This is a genomic window from Vagococcus sp., from assembly GCF_052102835.1.
GTDB lineage: Bacteria > Bacillota > Bacilli > Lactobacillales > Vagococcaceae > Vagococcus.
In genome coordinates this window covers 90,245-110,930 of sequence record NZ_JBQEIL010000005.1, presented here as the reverse complement: position 1 = coordinate 110,930, position 20,686 = coordinate 90,245, and the positions used below count along the sequence as shown (strand labels likewise).

Annotated in this window: 24 protein-coding genes and 1 pseudogene; all 25 read right to left on the bottom strand. The window is 32.7% G+C overall.

Going from position 1 to position 20,686, the window contains the following annotated elements; genetic code table 11:
- Window positions 1-64 precede the first annotated feature (64 nt).
- Window positions 65-2,128, bottom strand: a complete 2,064-nt coding sequence (locus ACTJFD_RS06475; RefSeq protein WP_442260513.1) for a methyl-accepting chemotaxis protein — start codon at window positions 2,126-2,128, stop codon at window positions 65-67.
- 53 nt (window positions 2,129-2,181) lie between these two features.
- Window positions 2,182-2,892: a cell division ATP-binding protein FtsE gene (locus tag ACTJFD_RS06470; RefSeq protein WP_442260511.1), complete on the bottom strand. Its 711-nt coding sequence runs from the start codon at window positions 2,890-2,892 to the stop codon at window positions 2,182-2,184.
- Between the two features lie 25 nt (window positions 2,893-2,917).
- The gene (locus tag ACTJFD_RS06465; RefSeq protein WP_442260509.1) at window positions 2,918-3,667 is read right to left on the bottom strand and encodes a flagellar hook-basal body protein; all 750 of its coding nucleotides are present in this window, start codon (window positions 3,665-3,667) and stop codon (window positions 2,918-2,920) included.
- Window positions 3,668-3,674: 7 nt separating this feature from the next.
- Window positions 3,675-4,388 (bottom strand): flagellar hook-basal body protein, encoded by a 714-nt coding sequence (locus ACTJFD_RS06460; RefSeq protein WP_442260507.1) that lies wholly within the window; start codon window positions 4,386-4,388, stop codon window positions 3,675-3,677.
- A complete protein-coding gene (locus tag ACTJFD_RS06455) occupies window positions 4,385-5,095 on the bottom strand; it encodes a sigma-70 family RNA polymerase sigma factor (protein ID WP_442260505.1) in 711 nt (236 codons plus the stop codon). Before ACTJFD_RS06455 ends, ACTJFD_RS06460 begins: the two co-directional genes overlap by 4 nt.
- A 22-nt stretch (window positions 5,096-5,117) precedes the next feature.
- Window positions 5,118-7,211: a flagellar biosynthesis protein FlhA gene (flhA, locus tag ACTJFD_RS06450; protein WP_442260503.1), complete on the bottom strand. Its 2,094-nt coding sequence runs from the start codon at window positions 7,209-7,211 to the stop codon at window positions 5,118-5,120.
- Window positions 7,212-7,241: 30 nt separating this feature from the next.
- Window positions 7,242-7,748, bottom strand: a pseudogene (locus tag ACTJFD_RS06445) (EscU/YscU/HrcU family type III secretion system export apparatus switch protein); the annotation flags it as partial.
- 49 nt (window positions 7,749-7,797) lie between these two features.
- Window positions 7,798-8,307: an EscU/YscU/HrcU family type III secretion system export apparatus switch protein gene (locus ACTJFD_RS06440; protein WP_442260501.1), complete on the bottom strand. Its 510-nt coding sequence runs from the start codon at window positions 8,305-8,307 to the stop codon at window positions 7,798-7,800.
- 14 nt (window positions 8,308-8,321) lie between these two features.
- Window positions 8,322-9,083 carry a flagellar biosynthetic protein FliR gene (fliR, locus tag ACTJFD_RS06435; RefSeq protein WP_442260499.1) on the bottom strand — a complete coding sequence of 254 codons (762 nt, stop codon included), beginning with the start codon at window positions 9,081-9,083 and terminating at the stop codon, window positions 8,322-8,324.
- 14 nt (window positions 9,084-9,097) lie between these two features.
- Window positions 9,098-9,361, bottom strand: a complete 264-nt coding sequence (gene fliQ / locus ACTJFD_RS06430; RefSeq protein WP_442260498.1) for a flagellar biosynthesis protein FliQ — start codon at window positions 9,359-9,361, stop codon at window positions 9,098-9,100.
- Between the two features lie 10 nt (window positions 9,362-9,371).
- A complete protein-coding gene (gene fliP / locus ACTJFD_RS06425; protein ID WP_442260633.1) occupies window positions 9,372-10,109 on the bottom strand; it encodes a flagellar type III secretion system pore protein FliP in 738 nt (245 codons plus the stop codon).
- Between the two features lie 20 nt (window positions 10,110-10,129).
- Window positions 10,130-10,501, bottom strand: a complete 372-nt coding sequence (locus ACTJFD_RS06420; RefSeq protein ID WP_442260496.1) for a flagellar biosynthetic protein FliO — start codon at window positions 10,499-10,501, stop codon at window positions 10,130-10,132.
- 31 nt (window positions 10,502-10,532) lie between these two features.
- Window positions 10,533-11,054 carry a flagellar basal body-associated FliL family protein gene (locus ACTJFD_RS06415; protein WP_442260494.1) on the bottom strand — a complete coding sequence of 174 codons (522 nt, stop codon included), beginning with the start codon at window positions 11,052-11,054 and terminating at the stop codon, window positions 10,533-10,535.
- A gap of 36 nt (window positions 11,055-11,090) precedes the next feature.
- Window positions 11,091-11,291 carry a flagellar FlbD family protein gene (locus ACTJFD_RS06410; protein WP_442260492.1) on the bottom strand — a complete coding sequence of 67 codons (201 nt, stop codon included), beginning with the start codon at window positions 11,289-11,291 and terminating at the stop codon, window positions 11,091-11,093.
- A 24-nt stretch (window positions 11,292-11,315) separates the two neighbouring features.
- Window positions 11,316-12,218 (bottom strand): flagellar hook-basal body complex protein, encoded by a 903-nt coding sequence (locus ACTJFD_RS06405; protein ID WP_442260490.1) that lies wholly within the window; start codon window positions 12,216-12,218, stop codon window positions 11,316-11,318.
- 23 nt (window positions 12,219-12,241) lie between these two features.
- The gene (locus ACTJFD_RS06400) at window positions 12,242-12,679 is read right to left on the bottom strand and encodes a flagellar hook capping FlgD N-terminal domain-containing protein (protein ID WP_442260488.1); all 438 of its coding nucleotides are present in this window, start codon (window positions 12,677-12,679) and stop codon (window positions 12,242-12,244) included.
- Window positions 12,680-12,698: 19 nt separating this feature from the next.
- The gene (locus ACTJFD_RS06395; RefSeq protein WP_442260486.1) at window positions 12,699-13,982 is read right to left on the bottom strand and encodes a flagellar hook-length control protein FliK; all 1,284 of its coding nucleotides are present in this window, start codon (window positions 13,980-13,982) and stop codon (window positions 12,699-12,701) included.
- Between the two features lie 14 nt (window positions 13,983-13,996).
- Window positions 13,997-14,431 carry a flagellar export protein FliJ gene (gene fliJ / locus ACTJFD_RS06390; protein ID WP_442260484.1) on the bottom strand — a complete coding sequence of 145 codons (435 nt, stop codon included), beginning with the start codon at window positions 14,429-14,431 and terminating at the stop codon, window positions 13,997-13,999.
- Window positions 14,432-14,454: 23 nt separating this feature from the next.
- On the bottom strand, window positions 14,455-15,780 hold the full coding sequence (fliI, locus tag ACTJFD_RS06385) for a flagellar protein export ATPase FliI (protein ID WP_442260483.1): 1,326 nt from the start codon (window positions 15,778-15,780) through the stop codon (window positions 14,455-14,457).
- Window positions 15,773-16,561 carry a FliH/SctL family protein gene (locus ACTJFD_RS06380; protein WP_442260482.1) on the bottom strand — a complete coding sequence of 263 codons (789 nt, stop codon included), beginning with the start codon at window positions 16,559-16,561 and terminating at the stop codon, window positions 15,773-15,775. Before ACTJFD_RS06380 ends, fliI begins: the two co-directional genes overlap by 8 nt.
- 90 nt (window positions 16,562-16,651) lie before the next feature.
- Entirely contained in the window at window positions 16,652-17,656 is a 1,005-nt protein-coding gene (fliG, locus tag ACTJFD_RS06375) for a flagellar motor switch protein FliG (RefSeq protein ID WP_442260480.1), read from the bottom strand.
- A gap of 12 nt (window positions 17,657-17,668) precedes the next feature.
- Window positions 17,669-19,327, bottom strand: a complete 1,659-nt coding sequence (fliF, locus tag ACTJFD_RS06370; protein WP_442260478.1) for a flagellar basal-body MS-ring/collar protein FliF — start codon at window positions 19,325-19,327, stop codon at window positions 17,669-17,671.
- Between the two features lie 24 nt (window positions 19,328-19,351).
- On the bottom strand, window positions 19,352-19,669 hold the full coding sequence (locus ACTJFD_RS06365) for a flagellar hook-basal body complex protein FliE (RefSeq protein ID WP_442260476.1): 318 nt from the start codon (window positions 19,667-19,669) through the stop codon (window positions 19,352-19,354).
- 17 nt (window positions 19,670-19,686) lie between these two features.
- Entirely contained in the window at window positions 19,687-20,133 is a 447-nt protein-coding gene (gene flgC, locus ACTJFD_RS06360) for a flagellar basal body rod protein FlgC (RefSeq protein ID WP_442260475.1), read from the bottom strand.
- 16 nt (window positions 20,134-20,149) lie between these two features.
- Window positions 20,150-20,536: a flagellar basal body rod protein FlgB gene (flgB, locus tag ACTJFD_RS06355; protein WP_442260473.1), complete on the bottom strand. Its 387-nt coding sequence runs from the start codon at window positions 20,534-20,536 to the stop codon at window positions 20,150-20,152.
- Window positions 20,537-20,686: the final 150 nt, after the last annotated feature.

The window sequence follows — 20,686 nt, the reverse complement described above, 5'->3', positions numbered from 1 at the left end:
AAAGAGGTAAATCAGACACAATGAGGGTTCCATTTAAATAATCTCATTTACCCCTACTTTTCATCTATTTTAGTTTAAAACTATTTACTTGAAGATTTAAAATCTCAGTAGTTTTTTCTAGTTCACTAATATGACTTGTGAATTCTTCCATTGTTGCTAAAATTTCTTCAGCATTTGCAGAAACTTCTTCTGTTCCAGCTGAGTTTTCTTGAGTTGATGCTGATATATTTTCAACAGCAAACAAGACCGTATCTTTCTCACTCTTCACTTGATCAATTAAGCTTTCAATTTCTTGAATTTGACCAATAAAGATATCAAATTTTTCAGAAACATGGTTGTTTGATTCAATTGCACCATTAATAATTTGTGTTTGCTTCACACCACCATCATAAGACTCTGAAACTTGTCCTACAATTTCTTTTGATTTTTGCTGAATTGTTTCAATAATTAGCTCAATATCCTTAGTTGAAGAAGCACTTTGTTCCGCTAACTTACGAACTTCTTCTGCAACTACTGCAAATCCTTTACCAGCTTCTCCAGCACGAGCGGCTTCAATTGAAGCATTTAAAGCTAAAAGATTCGTTTGAGAGGATAAGTCTGTAATCACTTGAATGATTTTATTAATATTTTGGATGTCTAGGTTCATCGCTTCCATACTTTGGGCTAAGTCACCTAATTTTATTCGTTCTAATTCCCAATTATCATGAACATCTACCATTAATTTGGAATTTTCAATATTTAATTTAGTTGCTACAGATGCTTCATCATTCATTTCGCTCGCTTTTTCTAAAATACTTTCTACTGATTCACCTAAATCATTCATTTCAGTTACTGTGTTCTCAGCATCTACTGCTTGGGAACTTGTCGCTTGAGCGATACCTGTAATTGTTTCGGAAACTTCTTCTGTTGCTGAATTAGTTTGTTTAGATATTTCTGATAATGATACAGCCATACTAGCTAAGCGATCACTTTCCATTTGAATACCTTCGACTAATCGACCAAAACCAAATAACATATGATTATATGCGACAACGATTTGATGAATTTCATGTCCTTTTTCATCAATTGGGCCTGAACTTAATAATTTACTCGCAAATGGAATTTTATTTAACCAATTACTACTATCTTCGAGATGTAGAGTATCAATCCTTGCAGTCATATCACCATTACTTGCTCGATCAAAAGCATCAACCATTAATTTAGCAACATTTGTGATGGCTTTTGAAGCGGTTAAAGCTATCAAAATAGCAATGAATGACCAAATAACGATAATCAGTAGGGCATCTTTAATAATTGTTTTTTGATTGTTTCTTAATTCAGTGGGTTCAACAAATGATTGAACTATTAAGCCATGCGGATTCTTTTTAAAATAAGAAGAACCTTGTTTATCATTAATAAAACCTGAATTACCAGCTTCCTCTATCTTTTTAAAATAACTGTGGTCAGAAACATCGGTTCCAACTTCTTTTTTTACTGGAGAAGCTAATATTTCACCTGACTGACTTGTTAACATAACTCGTCCTGTTTCACCAATTCGTGTTTGCTTAATCATAGCATTGACACGTGGGAAACTCATATCTGCAGATAGAACACCGACTACTTTACCATTGGAAAGAATCGCCTTAGAAATCATTAATGTGGTATTCCCTGTTAATTTATCTTGTTCTGGTTTTGACCAATTGAAAACATTTGGATTTTCTATTGATGCTTTATACCATGGTCGGTTTTGCATATCTTCAAAAGAGGCATCAACATGAACACTTGAAATGAGATGTTGATTGTTAGGTAAAAAATAAATTTCTGATATATTTGGATTGGTTCGACCTACCAATTGTAATGATCTTTCAATTTTTAAACGATCAACATTGTTTTTAACTGGTTGAGTTAGTTCCGGCAATTCAGCCGTTGCTTTAACTGCGCCATAAACTGCTTTTTGGATACTATCTAACGTTTGATAAACATTAGAGACATTATTTTTTTGCTCTATCTCTATCCGATGATTTAAAATCCCTGTCATAACTCTTGTATTGATGACCATAATTACAATTATTGGAATAATTGCAATTGCTAATAAAACGACAATCACTTTGGGCCCTAATGATTTTTTCTTTTCTTTTTCCTTACTCATCTTAAATCCCCTCTCAAACCTTTTCCTTTTAATCTTATCTAGACAAAATGTTTTTATAAATAAAAAATATCTCGTCCGTCTGTTTCTAATCCATAACTACCTTCTAATTGATCACGAATTAGTTCCCCATGTTTCATTTCTAAGACACGATGTTTTACTGTGTTAACCAAGGTACTATGGTGTGTTGACATAATTACAGTCGTACCCTGTTGATTTAATCGAAAAAACAAGCGTAAAATCTCAACAGCGGATTTATCATCTAAATTTCCAGTTGGTTCATCTGCCAAAATAATTTTTGGTTCATTCACAATGGCACGAGCAATAATCACTTTTTGCCGTTGCCCAGCAGAAAGTTCAAATGGTTTCTTTTTCTTAAACCCCACTAAGTCAACTTTCTCAAGTGCCTCGATTGCTCTTGCTTTCATTGTTTTATGACTAGCCCCTGTTGCCCTCAAAACATATAAAATATTTTCTAAAATTGTTAGATGTTCTAATAAATATAATTCTTGGGTGACAATACCAAGTTGCCTTCTAAGAAAAGGAACTTGCTCCTTTTTTATATTCGTTAAGTCAACATTACCTATCATTAATTGGCCTCTCGAAATTTTTTCTTCGTAAGTTAAAAGTTTTAGAAAAGTGCTTTTACCAGCGCCACTTTCACCAATCAAATAAACAAATTCACCTTGTTTTATCTCACAATTGACTCTCTTTAATGCCCATTTTTCTTCATTATATGTTTTAAAAGCATTGATAAATCTTATCATTATCATTCCCTCGTTTCACGACAGACTACTGCTTGTACTCATTAATCCTTTGCATCATTTCATCCGTTGATTGTAAAACTTTTGCGTTCATTGAATAAGAGCGTTGCGTCACAATCATATCCGTCATTGCTTCTGCTAAATCAACATTTGACGTTTCTAAAAACCCTTGTTGTATTTCAAATTGATTGGTTTGTCGAGCCACTTGATTTTCTGGTACTGCAAAACGATTGGATCCAATAGAAATTAACTCATTAGGTCGTTCAACTGTATAAACAGGAATACGAGCAACTAGTTGATCATTAATCCTCACCTCCCCACCTTGTGTAATCATAGGTTTTCCTTCTGGCCATTGACCTTTTGGTACGACTATTTCTAATTCCAATTGTTCTCCATTTGCTAATCGTAAATCACGATTAGCATCCAAAGTAAAACCGCCATCTCTAGTCAGTAATAATTCATTATTTTGATTTCTTACACCAAAAAAACCATTTCCGACTAATGCTAGGTCATAAGGATTATTGCTCTTAATTAAACCACCTTGTTGAAAGTTTACTTGATCCTGAGTAACTTTCATGCCACGATTATTCGAAACATCTGCGTTTTGTCCCAAGCGGACTTCTTGAGGTTGATAATTGTTCAACAATAATTCCTGAAAAGAAGAGTCTCTTTTTTTATAACCTGTTGTATTAACATTCGCTATATTATTAGATACAATATCAAGATTTTTTTGTAATCCTTTTAAACCAGATTGACTAATAGATAATGATGTATTCATTTTTAACCTATACCTTTCCAACTTGATTAGTTGCACTTCGTAATGTTTCATCAGAAGCATGTAACGCCTTTTGATTGGTTTCAAATTGACGAGCTGCTTCAATTAAATTGGTCATTTCATCAACCATACTTACATTAGAATTTTCTAGCATATTTGACTGAACTAAGCTTTGATTATCAACTTGACCAGCCCCGTTTGCTAAATATAAAGTCTGACCATAACTTTTTAACTCTTCTTGATTATTAAAACGAGTCATAGCAAAATTAGGTAATTGATTATTTTCATTTAATTGAATGGCACCACCGTTTGCATCTAAAACTTGATAACCTTCTTGAGTTGTCAATTGTCCCACTTCATTAATGGTAAAATTCCCATTTTTAGTATAAGCCACTTGACCAGAAGGTAATTGAATATTGAAAAAACCATCACCTAAAATAGCAAAATCAGTTGTTCGATTGGTTTGCTTCATAGAACCTTGTTCTTGATTGCGATAAGCTGCATCAATTTCATTACTAAATACAAAACGTCCAAAAATATTTTGTTCATTAAGTTGGGGCCCATTTGTAAAATTAAACATTTCTTGACTTGGTTTTGTTTTTTGAGAAAGATGTTGTGAACGATAGCCAGTTGTGTTAGCGTTAGCAACATTACTACTAATATTTTGTTGCTTCTTTTGTAAAATATTTAAATTAGTTTGAAGCGTATCCATACTTCTAATCATCTTTCTTTTCCTCCCATTAATTCTCTTAATTTTAAAATTATTTTTCCGTGTAGTTGAGATACTCTTGGGACTGAAACCTCTAAAATCTCTGCAATGTCTTTTAACGTTAACTCCTCAACATAGTAAAGATTTAAAATAATTTGTTCTCTCTCTGTTAAGCGTTGGATCATTAACGTTAAATTATTTTTTCGTTCTTCTTCCATTAGAAGTTCATCAGCAGAGATTAATTCATGGTCTTCAATGACCTCTTTTAATTCAATTGCTTCACTTTCACTTGAAAAAATAGTATCTTCTAACGAAACACTTGCCAAATAATGTAGTGTTTCATGTATTTTAGATAATTCTTTTTCAGTCAGATTCATTGAAACACAAACTTCTTTTTCAGTTACTTCTCGATTTAAATCCTTTTCTAACTTTTCTTTTTCTCGATAATAGGCATTTAATTGACTCATTTTATGTCGTGATATTCTTGATGTCTTTCTAACTTCATCAATTACTGCTCCACGAATTCTGATGGATGCATAGGTTTCAAAAGAAGCATTTTTAGTTGAATCAAATCGCTTTAATGCATCCATTAGACCAATAACACCAATATTAAAAAGATCGTCCTTTTCATATTCATGACTTTTTATATCAATTCGATTGACAACTTTTCTAACGAGTGGTAAGTACTTGACAACATCTGATTCAAAGCTCATCTCATACATTTTTTATACCCCTTTTTAACCTTTAATTTTCTTGTTGTTTCGCTGTAATCATGCCACATGTTTCAATTCCTATTTCATTTGGAATTTCATTCAGAGACAAAACTGCCAGTTCTGGAAAATTATATGAGATTAACTTTTTAAATACTAAGCGCGTATTAGGTGATGCCAAAACAACGTGTTCAATTCCTTGAGTAACCAAGTTTTGATGAATTTGATTTAGACTATCAAAAATTAATGTAATCAATTCTGGTTTTAACACCGGTATTGAGCCAGTTGACGTTTTTTGTATATTTTTTGTCAACAACTCTTCTATATCGGGACCTAAAGTAATCACATATAACGTTTGTTCATCTGTTAAAAATTTCTTAACAATCGTTCGCTTCAATGCTTGACGTACATGTTCTGTTAAAATTTCTGAATCTTTTGTCAACATACCAAAATCTGCCAAAGTTTCTAAAATCGTGACCAAATCATTAATTGGAATTTGTTCTTTTAACAAGTTCTGTAATACTTTTTGAACTTCTCCTAAACGCATAATATCCGGTATCAACTCATCAATCACAACATTATAACGATCCTTAATTCCCTCAAGAAGCGTTTTTACTTCTTGACGTCCTAATAATTCAGAGGTATTTTGATAAATTACTTCTTTTAAGTGAGTCGCTATGACTGTCACTGGCTCAACAATGGTCATCCCATTTAAATCTGCAAATTCTTTATTACTTTCATCCACCCATAGTGCATCTAAACCAAAAGCAGGTTCTTTTGTTGGTATTCCTTCTAAATTAACATCTTCATTTTCCGGATTAATGACTAAGTATTTATTTGGATAAATATCGCCTCTAGCAACTTCGTTTCCTTTGATTTTAATACAATAATCATTAGGGTTAAGTTGCAAATTATCCCGAATACGAATCGGACTTAATAACACTCCCAATTCATGTGCACATTGCTTTCGAATATTTACAATTTGTTTCATCAGACTATTGTCTAACGAATCATCCGTCATTGAAATTAGAGCATACCCAATTTCAATTGAAATTGGCTCCACTTGAAAGGATGCGACACTTTCGTCTTCTTCCATTTCTTTTTCCTTTTGAAGTAATGCTTGTTCCTGTCTTTTTTTAACAGCCACTTGTTTTTGTGTCGCATCTTTTTTCTTTAATAACATTGCAATACCAATAAAAGCAACCGCTATAATTAAAAAAGGTAACTTAGGAAAGCCTGGTACTAATGCTAATACGACCAAAACAACAGCTACAATCCACATAATCATTGGATTTTTAAATAAATCGCCACGAATGGCTTCACCAAATGTATTATTATCATTTGAGCGTGTCACAATAATCCCTGAAGAAATTGAAATTAATAGGGAAGGTATCTGACTCACCAAACCATCACCAATTGATAATTTACCAAATTGACTCAATGCATCTGCGATAGGCAATCCTTGACCAATAGAAAAGATTAAAATCCCACCAATTAAATTAATTAGAGTGATTATAATTCCGGCAATAGCATCTCCTTTTACAAATTTACTAGCACCATCCATTGCTCCAAAAAAACTTGCTTCTCTTTGAAGTTCATTTCTTCGATGTTTTGCCTGTTCTTCTGTAATTGTTCCAGCGTTTAAATCCGCATCGATAGCCATTTGCTTTCCTGGCATTGCATCTAACGTGAAACGTGCTGAAACTTCCGATACTCGCCCCGCCCCATTTGTCACAACAATCATTTGAATGATGGTAATGATAATAAAGATTACCGCTCCAACAATATAATTATTTCCAGCAACAACATTAGCAAATGCATCAATGACATGCCCAGCAGAACCTTGTGTTAGTACTAATCGTGTGGATGAAATATTTAATCCTAATCGAAACATTGTTGTTATCAGAAGTAAGGTTGGAAAAGTTGAAAATTCTAGTACACTTTTAGTAAAAAGTGTAATCAGTAATACATTAATACCAATCGTAATATTAATAATTATTAGAAAATCGAGAATAAAACTTGGTAATGGGATTAGGATCAAACCTATTACCGCAACAACAACAAAAGAAACAACGACATCCGCATAATTAATTTGACCTAATCTTTTTTTTAATGAATAATCTTTCAAAAGGGTCCTCCTTTCAACTTTACTTGTAAATTAAATTTTTCCTTTATTTTCTTCTTCCATTCGATAAACCAAGGCTAGAACTTCAGCAATCGTTTCATACATATCTAACGGAATAGGGCTCCCAACGTCCGCAATTTTAAATAATGCTCTCGCAACAGGCTTATTTTCAATAATCGGAATCCGATTTAACTTAGCTTCTTCTTTTATTTTTTGAGCAATAAAATCCGCACCTTTTGCTAAAACGAGGGGTGCCATATCCTGATCTCGCTCATACTTTATTGCAATTGCTAAGTGGGTTGGGTTTGTTATGATCACTGTAGCTTCTTTAACATTTTGCATCATTCCACCCACGAGTTGCTGATACATTGCCCTTCGTTGTGATTTAACTTGAGGATCTCCTTCTTGGTCTTTAAATTCATCTTTTATTTCTTGTTTAGACATACTCATTTTCTTTTTAAATTTATATTTTTGATATATAAAATCACTAATTCCTATTGCCATTAATAAGAGCGTTAATTTAAAACCTAATTTATATAGAAAATCTAAAAAAAATTAAAAATAATTTGAACAGACAATCCTGATAAATTTAATAATTCATTAATAATTTTTTTGTTTCTAAAATAACAAGATAAAAAATAATAACTAATTTGACAATATTCTTTAGCAGCCCAAAAATGGCTTGTGAACTAAAAATATTCTTAAAACCTGATATTGGATTTAATTTTTTAAAATCAAATTTAATGGCTGTTGGAACAAATAGAAAACCCACCTGTGTAAATGAGGCTAATAACGCTGCCATGAAACCAATTAATAAAAAGGGCGCAACCATAATTATAAATTCTATCATCAATTTTAAAGCTAACGGCATTATATTTTGTTCAAAGCTCTTTACTGATAGTTGGGTTGAATAAAATTGATGCATCAAATTCAGAGCTTGATTTGTTGTAAAGCGCCAAAATGGAACAAAAACAAAGGTAATCACAGCAAAACTAATCGCGGAAATTAATTCCTGACTTTTTGCAAGCTCGCCTTTTTTTCTTGCATCACTAAGACGCTTGGCCGTGGGTTTTTCCGTTTTACCATCTTTTTCTGACACTTCAAATCACTCCCTTACGCTCCTAATGAGGTCAAAAATTCCATTAAATATCGAATAATAATAGGAAGTGTTTTCTCAATTTGATGAATTAGATTCGGAATAAAAAACAGCATAAATACAAACGTTGCAAATATTTTTAACGGTAATCCTAACATCAGAACATTAATTTGTGAAACACTTCTTGAAATTATTCCTAATAAAATATCAATAATTAAAGCAACTAATAACATCGGCGCTGCTATCACAAAGGCCAATTTAAAAGATTCTCCTAATAAACGAATAACACCTTCAATGGTTGAACCTGATATTTGGACTTGCCCCACTGGGATAATTGTAAAAGATTCTAATAATTTACTAATTAATAAATGATGATAATCTAAAGAAAAAAACACAGCTAAGGCTAACCAATGATAAAGTCTTCCATAGTTCGATGCTTGAATACCTAAACTTGGATCAAAGGCCATTCCCATTGAAAATCCGACTTGAAAATCAACCATTTGTCCAGCCATTTCAATGGCCATAAACATTAATTCAACAATAAATCCCATTGCTAAACCAAGTAAAATCTCACGAATTAAAAAAAAGTAAATTAGCCATTCACTCTGAGGTAATTCGATTGGCTGTAAAAATATTTGACTCATCGTCAATGTTAAACCTAATGAAATAACTACTTTTGTTACAACAGGCATTCTTTTAAATGAAAAACCTGGGGCAATCACTACAAATGCAGTTATTCTAGAAAAAACTAATAAAAAATGAAACAACCAATCTGTCATGCTTACCCCTCATCCTATAATGTTGAAATTATTTTAAATAGTGATTTGGTAAATTCCAACAATGTGTTTAACATAAAATTCCCCAGTATAATTAAACTAATAAAAACAGCTAGTAATTTAGGAACAAAACTTAATGTTTGTTCTTGTAATTGAGTTGTTGCTTGTATAATTGAAATGACTAACCCTACTACCATTGCAATAATTAACACTGGGCCAGCTATTAATATAATTTTTAGATACGCTTCATAAATTACATCTAAAACCATTTGTACCGTCATCTTGTCACTCCTAATTAAATCCTCTTACTAAACTTTCAACTACTAAATACCAACCATCAACTAATACAAATAATAAAAGTTTAAATGGTAATGAAATCATGACTGGCGAAAGCATAAACATCCCCATCGACATCAAAATGCTTGAGACTGCCATATCTATGACAAGAAATGGTAAAAAGATTAAAAAGCCTATACTAAAAGCTGTCCGCAATTCACTAATTAAAAATGCAGGCGTTACAACAACCATTGAAAGTGATTCAGGGTTTTTAGGTCGTTTTTGACCAGAATTTTTTAAAAACAATTCAATATCTTTTTCCCTTGTCTCTTTCAACATAAATTTTTTAATGGGTTTCTCCGCTGCTTTTACAGCCTGTGCTTGTGTTATTTCATCACGTATCAAGGGCTGAAGTGCTTGTTGATTAACTTCTTGATAAACCGGTCGCATAATAAAAAAAGTAAGAAATAATGCTATTCCGACTAAAACTTGATTTGGTGGTGTTTGTTGTGTTCCTAGTGAACTTCTAACAAAAGACAAAACCATGATGATCCGTGTAAATGATGTAGTTAAAATTAACAAAGTTGGTATCAAAGTTAAAACAGTCATCAAGACAAACATATTAATCACACTTGATGAACCACTTCCTTGCCCAGTCAGTTTTTCTAATGTCGTTGTTACATCGTTAACATCTACTGCTGAAACAGGATCAACTGTAAAAAAAACAAATCCTAAAACAAGTAAACTCACGATTAATAATTTCTTTTTCACAGTTAATTCCTCTTTCTAAATTTACTCTCAATTCTCGATGCTACCGACTGAATTGCTTGTTGGTAATTTGTTAGTTTCTCGATTTCTTTTTTTTCTCGTTGATCCTGCTTATTTTTTATATCAGCAACTTCTCGACCATCCAATTCACGTACTATTTCGACTTTATTCTGACTAACTGTCATTAAGTAATACGTATTACAAATCTTAGCGATACAAAGACTACTATCTTTACCTATAACCAAACGGTCAATAATCTCAATGTTTTGACTTTGTTTGGTTAAAAAACGACTAAAATATCGAATTGAAAAATGTGCCAACATGACAACAATGATTAAGAAAAAAATCCCCTTGAGCAGCATCAACATTTGTTCCATGTTTATTTCCCCCTGTTATCATAAAACCCACTTACTGAATTACTAAATTAGTAATAAAGACTTCTTTAACTAAAGACGAACTATTTGCTTGATTTATTTCTTCTTTTAAATCCGTTTTTAATGTTTCAATTCCTTTTGTATCTTCTAAAATACTCGTAGCTTCTTTTTTTCGTAACGTATTAACAACACTATCTCGAATAACATCTTTATTTTTTTCTACTTCTTTTTCTCCTACTTTAGCAGGAACTAAAAGTGATAACTGAATCTTTATGTATGAATCTTCACCATTTTTATCCTGAGATAAATTAACTAAAAATTCATCTAAAGGGATTGAAGCTTGTTCTTCACTAATTTTTCCTGAAATATGTTCTGTTTGTTTTGCATGAGGTTTATCAGATAATTTGTTACCAATAAAAGTCCCTAATGTCCCTCCTACAATCCCTACAATCAAAACAACAACAATCAATAAAATTAATTTCGATACTGGTTTTTTTTCAGTTTCTTCGCCAGTGTCCTTCTCTTGCTCTTGAATTTCTTCCGTCTTATTTTCCATTTTCAGCTCTCCATTTTTCTTAATAAAATTTGTTTATTAAATATTATCAAAATAATGACGACTTAAATTTTTTTGATAATCATTAACCAATTGGACAACGCTCTCTGAAGTTTCTTTAACCATAATTGTCGTTCCATTGGTTAATGTAAGAATAGTATCTGGGGATGTTGTTATCGTACATATCAATTGTGTATTCAAATAAAACTCTGTATCATTTAATTTAGTTAGTTTTATCAATTTTATCCCCTCTTACTTTTTAATTTAGCGTTTTAAATTAATTAATTCTTGAAGCATTTCATCTGATGTCGTAATACTACGTGAATTGGCTTGGTACGCTCGACTCGCAATAATCATTTCTGTAAACTCATTAGCTAAATCTACATTTGAACCTTCAAGCGCTCCTTGAACCATTTTTCCTGAGCCTTCTGAACCCGGTGTTACAATTTGAGGTTCCCCAGAGTTGTTAGTCATGACATAGTTATTGCCACCCATTTTTTCCAAACCATCTGGGTTAGCAAATGTCGCTATTTGGACTTGTCCTAATACATATGTTTCATCATTACTATACTTTCCAGTAACAAGCCCTGTTGATTCTATTGAGTAACTAACTAAGTCAAATTCTGTTCCACCAATTGTTTTCTTTTGATCTATCTTCACAGGGGTTAAATTATCTCCTGTTGTTAAATGTGTTTCCGCTTTAAAATTAGCATCGTACGGTACTTCTTGATTAGGATTAACTAAACCATGAGCCATTACTTTGAAGCCGGCCGCATTGACTAATGAACCATCTTTATCTAAACTAAACGAACCATCTCTTGTATAATATTTAGTTTCTTCATTCCCACTATTTAATATAAAATAGCCTCCTGAATCTAAGGCAAAATCTAAAGGTCGTCCCGTCGGTTGCGGTGCACCAATTCCAGTCATTGTATCAATCGCCCCTACTTTAACACCTAATCCTACTTGTCTTGCATTCGTACCACCTAGTCCAAAATCATTTGGACCTTGTGCATTTGCTTCAGTTTGACTCATAATATCTTGAAAACGAACACGTCCTGCTTTGAACCCAGTTGTATTTACGTTAGCTATATTATTTGAAACCACGTCCATCTTTGTTTGTAAACTCTTCATTCCACTTACACCTGAATATAATGATTTAAGCATTGTTTTTCCCCCTAGAATTTAATTTATTTACCTAATTCTGCTATGTTACCCATTGAGTACTCTTTACCTTCTACAATAATTGTAGGTGTTCCTCCTAAGAATTTGACTCTTTCAACTTTGCCAGTGATTTCTTCGCCCTTCTCGTTAACGAGAGTAACTTCTTTATCAATCATTGACATCGCTTGTTGTTGCTGAGTCATCATCATCGTATTTTCTAAATTAGTTCCTAATGTTTCAAGTTGTTCTAATGTTGTAAATTGAACCAACTGAGAAATGTGATCATTGTTGCTACCTCCACCACTTTCTCCACCCATCGAGGGATTGCTCATTGTCGCAGCCAATATTTTCAAAAAATCATCCATATCAATTCCACTATTTCGTTTAATAGCAGATTGTTCCGCTCCTCGAGTTTGCGGTGTCGCATTTGTCCCAAGGGGGCTTATTGACGGCATGTTTGGCATTTTGATTCACTCCTTTTCATTAAGCTAAAATATCTACCTGATTTGATTGTATCGTGCTTTCTTTAACTTCCACCTGTTGTTCTATCTGATACGGTCGATTTTGAAATCCTTTTTTTGTGTTTTTGAATTGTTGAAAAGCCTGATGCTGTTCTTGCGAAAAACTACTCGAAAAATCCAAGTTTTTCTCAACTCCGGCTGTTGTAACTACCTCAACTCGGTTTAATGAAACTTGTTGTTTTGATAAACCTAACTCTAAACTTGGTAAACTTTTTTCTACTATTTCTTTAACTTGTTCTGAGCCAACCATAAATTTCGCAGTAATTTGTCCTTCATTCTTTTGAAGAGTAATATTTATTTTCCCTAATTTTTCTGGTCTAAGCGTCACTTTAAATTCAGTAGTTTGACCATTTTTTATCGTTGTTAAAACTTCTACAATATTTTTTTCAATTGTTTTCAAATTATCTCTTTGAAAAGCTTGTTGCGTTAAACGCTGATGAGTAACATTTGCTTCTTTGGTCACAAATTGACTGCTTTCATCAATTGCTAGTGTTGGTTGCTTAGCAAAACCGCCCAAAATGTTTATAGGTGTTTTCGTTGATACTTGCTCTTGTTTCACTTGATTTGAAGTCAAATTATCAATATCAACATTTAATGGCTTTACTTCACCAATCACTGTTGCTTCATTTTCACTCGGAACAATCAAAACTGTTGACATTTCTTTCTCAGTTATTGGAATAGATAATAGTAAAACTTTTTTTTCTTCTGGCAAACTCAACCCATTTTCTAACTTAATGGGTTGTTTCAATTCCGCTTCCTTTACCGTGACCACATTGTTTTGTGACATTTTACTTGCTTCTTGTATTAAGTCATCCAAAGTATTTATCGTAATATTTTCAACTGAATCTGCATCCATCAACGGTTGTTCAACTTGATTGTCGACTGGGGCTTCTAGCCATAAATTTATTTTTGTTCCATCTTTTAATAAACCATTAAATTTTTGTAATACTTTTGATAAATCAAGTGTTGTTTGTCCTTCTTCAATCACTAATTCAGGAGCATTTTGTACGGAAACCAATGTTTCCAATTGCACATCCGATAGCTTCACATCAATAGCTTCCTTAATCTCAGAGGCAGGTTCTGTTTCTAAATCAGACCCTGAAAATCCCTGATTAGACATTGTCTCAGCATCTGCACTTAACTGATTTGTTAGCAAACTAGCAAACAACGAGCTGTCTGTTTTTTCTGCTGGTATCTGCGATCCGGATGCTATTTTTGATAAGCTGTTTACTTGAGCGAGTTCCACTTTTTCCCTCCTATCTAAATTTTAACGGGATTATATCTAAGTACTGCCATCTCATCTATTTCTTTCTGTTCTTCTTTTTTCTGTTCTTCTACGAATAAATTCATTTTTTTTTCTTTTAATATTTCTAACATTTTTCGTTTTTTTTGTTTTTCAACTAACTTATCTAATTCTTCTTTTGCCACTTCTTCTGCTTGAGCCACTTCAATTCTTTGATAACCAATTTGTTCCTCTAAATAATTTTTATATAAAAATTGTTGTCGTAAATCATTAATGTTTTTCAAAGTATCCGTAGATTGTTGTAAATCTTCCCTCGCTTGAATCATATCGTTTAATTTCACTTCTTCTTTAACTTGCAATGCTTTTTTTTCTAAAAAATCTTTCTTTGCATAATCTTCTTCTGATTGTCTTAAATTAAGAACTTTTTCCATCGAAAAATGATATTTTTTCATCTTAAAAGTCTCCTCTAATTTAGTTACCATGCTCTTGTATTATTAAAAATTTGATGCAATAAACTAAAGGATTGCTCATATGGCGTTGGTTCATCTATTGCTTGTTTTAAAAATTTCTTGATACTATCATTTAATTCGATTGCCTGATCAATTTTAGGGTTACTACCCAATTGATAGGCACCTATATCAATTAAGTCTTTAGATTCCGCATAAACCGCTAAATTTTCTTTTAAACGACCCGCTAAATCACTGTGCTCTCTAGAAACAATACTTTTCATCAACCGACTTAAACTTTGTTGAATATCAATCGCTGGATAATGATTTTCAGACGCTATTTTTCTAGATAAAACAATATGTCCATCTAGGATCCCTCTGACTGCATCCGCTATCGGCTCGTTCATATCATCACCTTCAACCAAAACAGTATAAAAAGCTGTAATCGAGCCTTTGTCACTCATACCACTTCGTTCTAATAATTTGGGTAACTGTGTAAAAACCGAAGGCGTATAACCTTTAGAGGTGGGTGGCTCGCCTGTTGCTAGACCGATTTCACGTTGTGCCATGGCAAATCTTGTCACAGAGTCCATCATCAAGACCACTTTTTTTCCTTGATCTCTAAAATATTCAGCAATAGCTGTAGCAACATAAGCACCTTTTAGACGAACCAATGGGGGTTGATCTGAAGTTGCACAAACAACAACAGATTTTTGATAACCTTCTTGCCCTAAATCATTTTCAATGAATTCTGTCACCTCTCGACCACGTTCACCGATTAATCCAATCACAATAACATCTGCTTCACAGTAGCGAGCAATCATTCCGAGTAACGTACTTTTACCCACTCCACTACCAGCAAAAATACCCATTCTTTGGCCTTCTCCAACAGTCAAAACGCCATCAATAGCACGAACTCCAGTACTCATCACATCTTCTATTTTTCTTCTAGTAAATGGATTAGGGGCATCTCGATTGACATCAAAATCTTCTCCCTCTTGATGATTACTTTTGGTTAATACTCGACCAAGTCCATCTAGAGTACAACCTAATAAATTTTCACTAATATCGATTTGAAGCGTATCTCCTGTTGGTTTGACTAAACATCCAGGTCCTATTCCAGTAATTTCATCTAGTGGCATTAATAATACTGTTTTATCAATAAAGCCAACAACTTCTGTTAACACTTTTTTTTGTGTCTTAGTAATCGTTACTTCACATATTTCACCAATGAAAACATCTAAACCTTCTACTTTAATAATTAACCCAACAACTTGCGAAACTTTCCCTAGCTTTAAAAAGTATTTTTTTTTAGATAATTTTTTCTTATAGGATTGAAAATTTAAATCAAGCATCTTTTTCAACCTCACTTAAAAAATCACTTAAAATACGATTTAACTGTTTACCAATCGTTAAATCAATCACTTCAGAATTCGTTTCTAAAAGACACGCATCATCTTCTAAAGAGTCATCTAAAATTATTGAGTATTTAAAATTAGGTTGATTTGTTTGAATATATTGCAATTCTTTTCTCATCTTATCGATATTATTTTTGTTAACAAATAACAACAAATAATTATCTTGTATTTCCATTTTATTTAATAAGGGTTCCACTAAACCAAACAGACCTTTTAAAGACTGACTAAGTTCGGATTGCAATATATTTTCTGCCATTTGAACTGATAACTTTAGCACTTCTTCTTTTTTTTCAATAAAATAAGCATGTGCTTGTTTTTCAGCATCCTTCAAGGTTAAAATTGCTTTCTTTTTCAATTCTTGATTCGCTTCTTGTGCTTGATGTTCACCCGCTTGATGTCCTTCAACAAATCCTTCATCGTAACCAGCTTGATGACCTTCATTAAAAGCATCGTTTCTTAACTCGATCAATTCCTTTTCGATTTCCGCAATCATTTGTTCTCTTTTTATTTGTATTTCTTGATTGAGAAGTTCTTGATCTTCTTGCAATTGTTCTTTTTGTTTTTCGCGTTGTTCAGTGAACCATTCCTCTAATTCTGCTTGTCGTTGTTTTCTTTCTTCTTTTAAACGATGCTCCATTTTAGCAACATCATCAAAAAACAAACGTTCATTATTTTTTTGTCGAGCGATTGAAACGACTTCTTTGTCTTCTTTATCCACATTTTTTTTTCTAGTGGCTTTATTAATTTTTCTTTAACTTCTATTTTTTTCATTTCAAGCTCGTAGTCAATTTGAGTTGCCTTAACAACTTTATGAGATAACAGCATCTTGGTCACCTCGCCCAATGTAAATTTCTCCTTGTTCATCTAGGCGTCGAATAACCGATACAATTTTTTGTTGCGCTTCTTCAACAGCTGACAAACGAGCTGGCCCTAAGAATTGCAAGTCTTCCTTGAGCATCTCAACTGATCGAGAACTTTGATTACTATAAATAAAGTCTTTAATTGTATCTGCCGCACCTTTAAGTGCCAATACAAGAACATCATGATTAACTTCACGTAAAACTTTTTGGACATCAGAGCGACCCAAACCAATAATATCTTCAAAAGTAAATAGATTTGATTTAATTTCTTCTGATAATTCAGGTTGCGTTTTCTCTAAATCACTAATAATATTTTTCTCAGTACTACGTCCAACAGAGTTTAATATTTCAACTAGGGTATTTACTCCCCCTACATTTTCAGTTCTATTTTCTACAAGATTTGAGAATTTATTTTCAATAACTTTTTCTATTTTTTCAATAACAATTGGTAATGTATTTGATATTGTCCCAATTCTTTCTGCAACCTCAGCTTGTCTTTCGCTTGGAAATTGTGACAATATTTGAGCAGCTTTATCTGGTTGCATATAGCATAAAACTAGCGCAACGGTTTGCGGATGTTCTCCTAACAAGAGATTAGATAATTGTTGCGTATCCGCTTTACGGGCAATATTAAAAGGTCTTTCCCTTAATTGTATTTGATTCAATATACCAATTACTTCTTTTGCCTTTTGAGATCCTAACGCTTTATTTAAGATTTCAACTGCATAATCGATTCCTCCATCAACAACATACTTTCTAGCTGTTGATGTTGTGACAAACTCAGCAATTACTTCTCGTCTTTCATCAGCGTTGACATGGTCTATATTAGCAATTTCATAACTCACTTTTTGAATATATGGCTCAGGCAATAACCTCATGACTTGAGCTGCTGTTTCGGAGCCTAGCGAAATTAATAAAAGTGCAGCTTTTTTTGTTCCATCGACTGTTTCCATTATTTCCTTCACCTATTTTTCTTTCATCCATAATTTGATTAATTCTGCTGCAACTTCTGGATTTTCTTTTGCATATTTTTTAGCAGACTCTTCATTTTTTATAAATTCATTTTCTTTTTCGTTTTCTTCATTTAATCGAATATCATCTTTTTTAAGTTGTTTTTCTTTTTCCTCAACTATTTTAGATATTGAAGGTTTTTCTTGAACAACCGGTTGTTCTGGTTTGATTATTTCTGGTTCTTCTTTTATGGTTTGAATAATATCTACAACTTCTTCATCCTGACTAACATCTATTACTTCTTCTTCAGTTGATAACTCAGGCGTTTTAGCTTTCTTACGTAAAAGTAAGATTGCGATTGTTAATAGGACGATTACAATAATACCAATAACTAACCAGCTTCCTTTTTTCTGAAGAGCATTCATTAAGCCACCCTCTTTTGCTGATGTTTCTTCTTGTGGTTCTTCATTTGAAAAACTCATACCTTGAATACTAATTGCATCTCCACGTTTAGCGTCATAGCCAATCGCGCTTCTAACAGCTTGCTCAAGACGATCTTTTTCAGCATTTGATAAGTTTTGATTAATCAAAACTGAAGCACTCAAGCGTTTCACGACTCCAGGAGCACTTAAAATTTTTGTTGTTTCCGTATCAACTTCATTATTAATATTTCTTTGATACCCTTTATTACCATTATTATTATTATTTCCAACAACATTAGCGACATTGTCTTGAATATTACCACCTTGAACTTGTTGTTGATTAATTCGATCCCCAGAGGCATTAACACTCTCACTTCTTACTTTAGTATCTCCATAAGTGACGCTTGTTTTTTCAATTGAATCAAAATCAAGATCCGCATTAATTGATAACTTTACCTTTTCAGGATCAAAAACTGCTTCTAACAAAGTTGCAGTCTTTTTTTCTAGTGAAGTTTCATACTCTCTTTTTATTCCTTGATATTTACTAACCAAATCTGTTGCTTGCTTATTATTATCTTCCACTAAGCTATCTGACAACACGATCCCTTTTCCATCAACTATTTTCACGTTTTTTATAGGTAGATTTTCAACTGCACCAGATGTTAACGATGCGATTCCTTTTATTGTACTGTCATCAATGCTCCCCGTACTACTTAGATTTAAAACAATTGATGCTGTTGCTTCCTTATCTTTTTCTTCAAAAATACTTCGATCAGGTAAAACTAACATTACTTTTGCTTTTTCAACACTCTCAAGTGAAGCAATTGAACGTTCTAATTCTCCTGTAACCGCTCGTTGATACATAATTTTCCGATCTTCATCGGTGGTCATCATTCCAGTATCATCAAAAATTTCAAATCCTGTCGAAGATTTAGGCATCTTGTTGTCTACCGCTAGTTCAATTCTAAATTTATCAACTTCTTTTTCATCGACTAACAATTTGGTCCCATTATTTTCCATCTTATATTTAATGCCCTTTGTTTCCAAATCTTCAACAATGACTCCAGATTCTGCTTCCGTTAGCCCTTGAAATAGGGTTGTATAATTCGTACGTTGTGAGAAGTATAACGTCGCACCTAATACTATAAAAAAGCTCACTAACGATGTTAATATAATTACCTTTTTGATTATTGCCAATTTTCTCCAACTGGCTAAAAACTGCTGACCAAAATTTTGTAACTTATCCATCATCCTTTATTTTCCCCTTTAACATCTCTAAAACTGCATATTTTTTAATTCATTAACTGAATCAATTAGCTTATTTCTAATTTGAACTGCTGTTTGTACACTTAATTGAGCTTCGGTCATATCAATCATAATATCGTGCATGTTTTCTGCTTTTCCAGTCATTGAATCGGGGATATTAGTTTCAGTTTTATTAACTTTTTCTTCTAACTTCCCTAATGCATCATCAAAAACATTAGAAAACTTTTGATTTATCTGTTCTTGTTTAGGTTCATTTAAAACATTAGGTTGAAGTCCTTTTAATTGCTCTTGGTAATCAATTAAAGGATTTTGTTGTATAATATTCATTATTCTACACTCCTAGTCTAGTCTTTAGAAATTTCTAAAGCTCTTTTCATTATATTTTTACTACTCTCAAAAGCAGCCGTATTAGCCTCATATGTTCTTACCGTTTTCATCAAATCAATCATTTCATCGCTCATATTAACATTCGGCATCGAAATGTAACCGTTCTCATCAGAGTCTGGATGGCCAGGGTTGTAAACTTGGTCAAATTCTGATTGACTTTCCTCTATCCCAGTCACACGCACTCCATAACTTTTCGTTTCGTTATTATTAATCGAATTAGACCTCAAATTGTTTTCTGAATTTTTTAAGCTTTCTGAAAACAACACGGTTTTCTTACGATACGGTTCTCCATTTTCCCCTCTAGTCGTATTTACGTTGGCTATATTGGTTGAAATTGTATCTAATTTTAGTCGTTCTAAAGCTAAACCACTCGTATTTATATTAAATGAATCAAACAAAGACATCTCTCATTCCTCCAAATTAATGATTAATTACTTGATTTAACATTGAAAACTGCCCATTGAGTTGACGAATTAACGAATTGTAATATAATTCGTTCGTTGCCTTCTCCGCCATTTCCATCTCAATATCAACATTATTCCCATCTTCTCTTGCCATCGTATTTGTTCTTTTTAAAACTCTAGGTTCCAAAGAATTTTCTCCATCAGCCAAAAGATGTTTTTCATGCGTTCTAACTAAACTTACTCCTTCTGATGAATTCATCATTTTTTTTAATGAATCTTCAAATTCCACTCTTTCAACTTTGTAATTAGGTGTATTGATATTGGCAATATTATTAGAAATTGTCTTTTGCCTTAAACTCGCTGCATTCAACCCAACATGTAAAAAATCAGTGTTTATTGACATTGCTTTTTTCTCCTCTTTATTTTTCGTATTTCAACAAAACAGCCTAAGCCACAAACTTCATATACTCATTGTATACAAATAGACATTAGTTAGTGGAATGTCATTTTTTGCGTAATTAAATATTTACACAACTTAGAATCCCTTATTACA

Excerpts from the sequence above, each read along its gene's own strand:
- flgB (WP_442260473.1), bottom strand. The coding sequence starts at position 20,536 with ATGTCAATAAACACTGATTTTTTACATGTTGGGTTGAATGCAGCGAGT.
- fliR (WP_442260499.1), bottom strand. The coding sequence starts at position 9,083 with ATGACAGATTGGTTGTTTCATTTTTTATTAGTTTTTTCTAGAATAACT.
- ACTJFD_RS06415 (WP_442260494.1), bottom strand. The coding sequence starts at position 11,054 with ATGGAAAATAAGACGGAAGAAATTCAAGAGCAAGAGAAGGACACTGGC.
- ACTJFD_RS06475 (WP_442260513.1), bottom strand. The coding sequence starts at position 2,128 with ATGAGTAAGGAAAAAGAAAAGAAAAAATCATTAGGGCCCAAAGTGATT.
- fliJ (WP_442260484.1), bottom strand. The coding sequence starts at position 14,431 with ATGAAAAAATATCATTTTTCGATGGAAAAAGTTCTTAATTTAAGACAA.
- flgC (WP_442260475.1), bottom strand. The coding sequence starts at position 20,133 with ATGTCTTTGTTTGATTCATTTAATATAAATACGAGTGGTTTAGCTTTA.
- ACTJFD_RS06460 (WP_442260507.1), bottom strand. The coding sequence starts at position 4,388 with ATGATTAGAAGTATGGATACGCTTCAAACTAATTTAAATATTTTACAA.
- ACTJFD_RS06470 (WP_442260511.1), bottom strand. The coding sequence starts at position 2,892 with ATGATAAGATTTATCAATGCTTTTAAAACATATAATGAAGAAAAATGG.
- ACTJFD_RS06365 (WP_442260476.1), bottom strand. The coding sequence starts at position 19,669 with ATGAATATTATACAACAAAATCCTTTAATTGATTACCAAGAGCAATTA.
- ACTJFD_RS06420 (WP_442260496.1), bottom strand. The coding sequence starts at position 10,501 with ATGGAACAAATGTTGATGCTGCTCAAGGGGATTTTTTTCTTAATCATT.
- fliF (WP_442260478.1), bottom strand. The coding sequence starts at position 19,327 with ATGATGGATAAGTTACAAAATTTTGGTCAGCAGTTTTTAGCCAGTTGG.
- ACTJFD_RS06405 (WP_442260490.1), bottom strand. The coding sequence starts at position 12,218 with ATGCTTAAATCATTATATTCAGGTGTAAGTGGAATGAAGAGTTTACAA.
- fliG (WP_442260480.1), bottom strand. The coding sequence starts at position 17,656 with ATGGAAACAGTCGATGGAACAAAAAAAGCTGCACTTTTATTAATTTCG.
- ACTJFD_RS06465 (WP_442260509.1), bottom strand. The coding sequence starts at position 3,667 with ATGAATACATCATTATCTATTAGTCAATCTGGTTTAAAAGGATTACAA.
- fliQ (WP_442260498.1), bottom strand. The coding sequence starts at position 9,361 with ATGACGGTACAAATGGTTTTAGATGTAATTTATGAAGCGTATCTAAAA.
- fliI (WP_442260483.1), bottom strand. The coding sequence starts at position 15,780 with ATGCTTGATTTAAATTTTCAATCCTATAAGAAAAAATTATCTAAAAAA.
- ACTJFD_RS06400 (WP_442260488.1), bottom strand. The coding sequence starts at position 12,679 with ATGCCAAACATGCCGTCAATAAGCCCCCTTGGGACAAATGCGACACCG.
- ACTJFD_RS06455 (WP_442260505.1), bottom strand. The coding sequence starts at position 5,095 with ATGTATGAGATGAGCTTTGAATCAGATGTTGTCAAGTACTTACCACTC.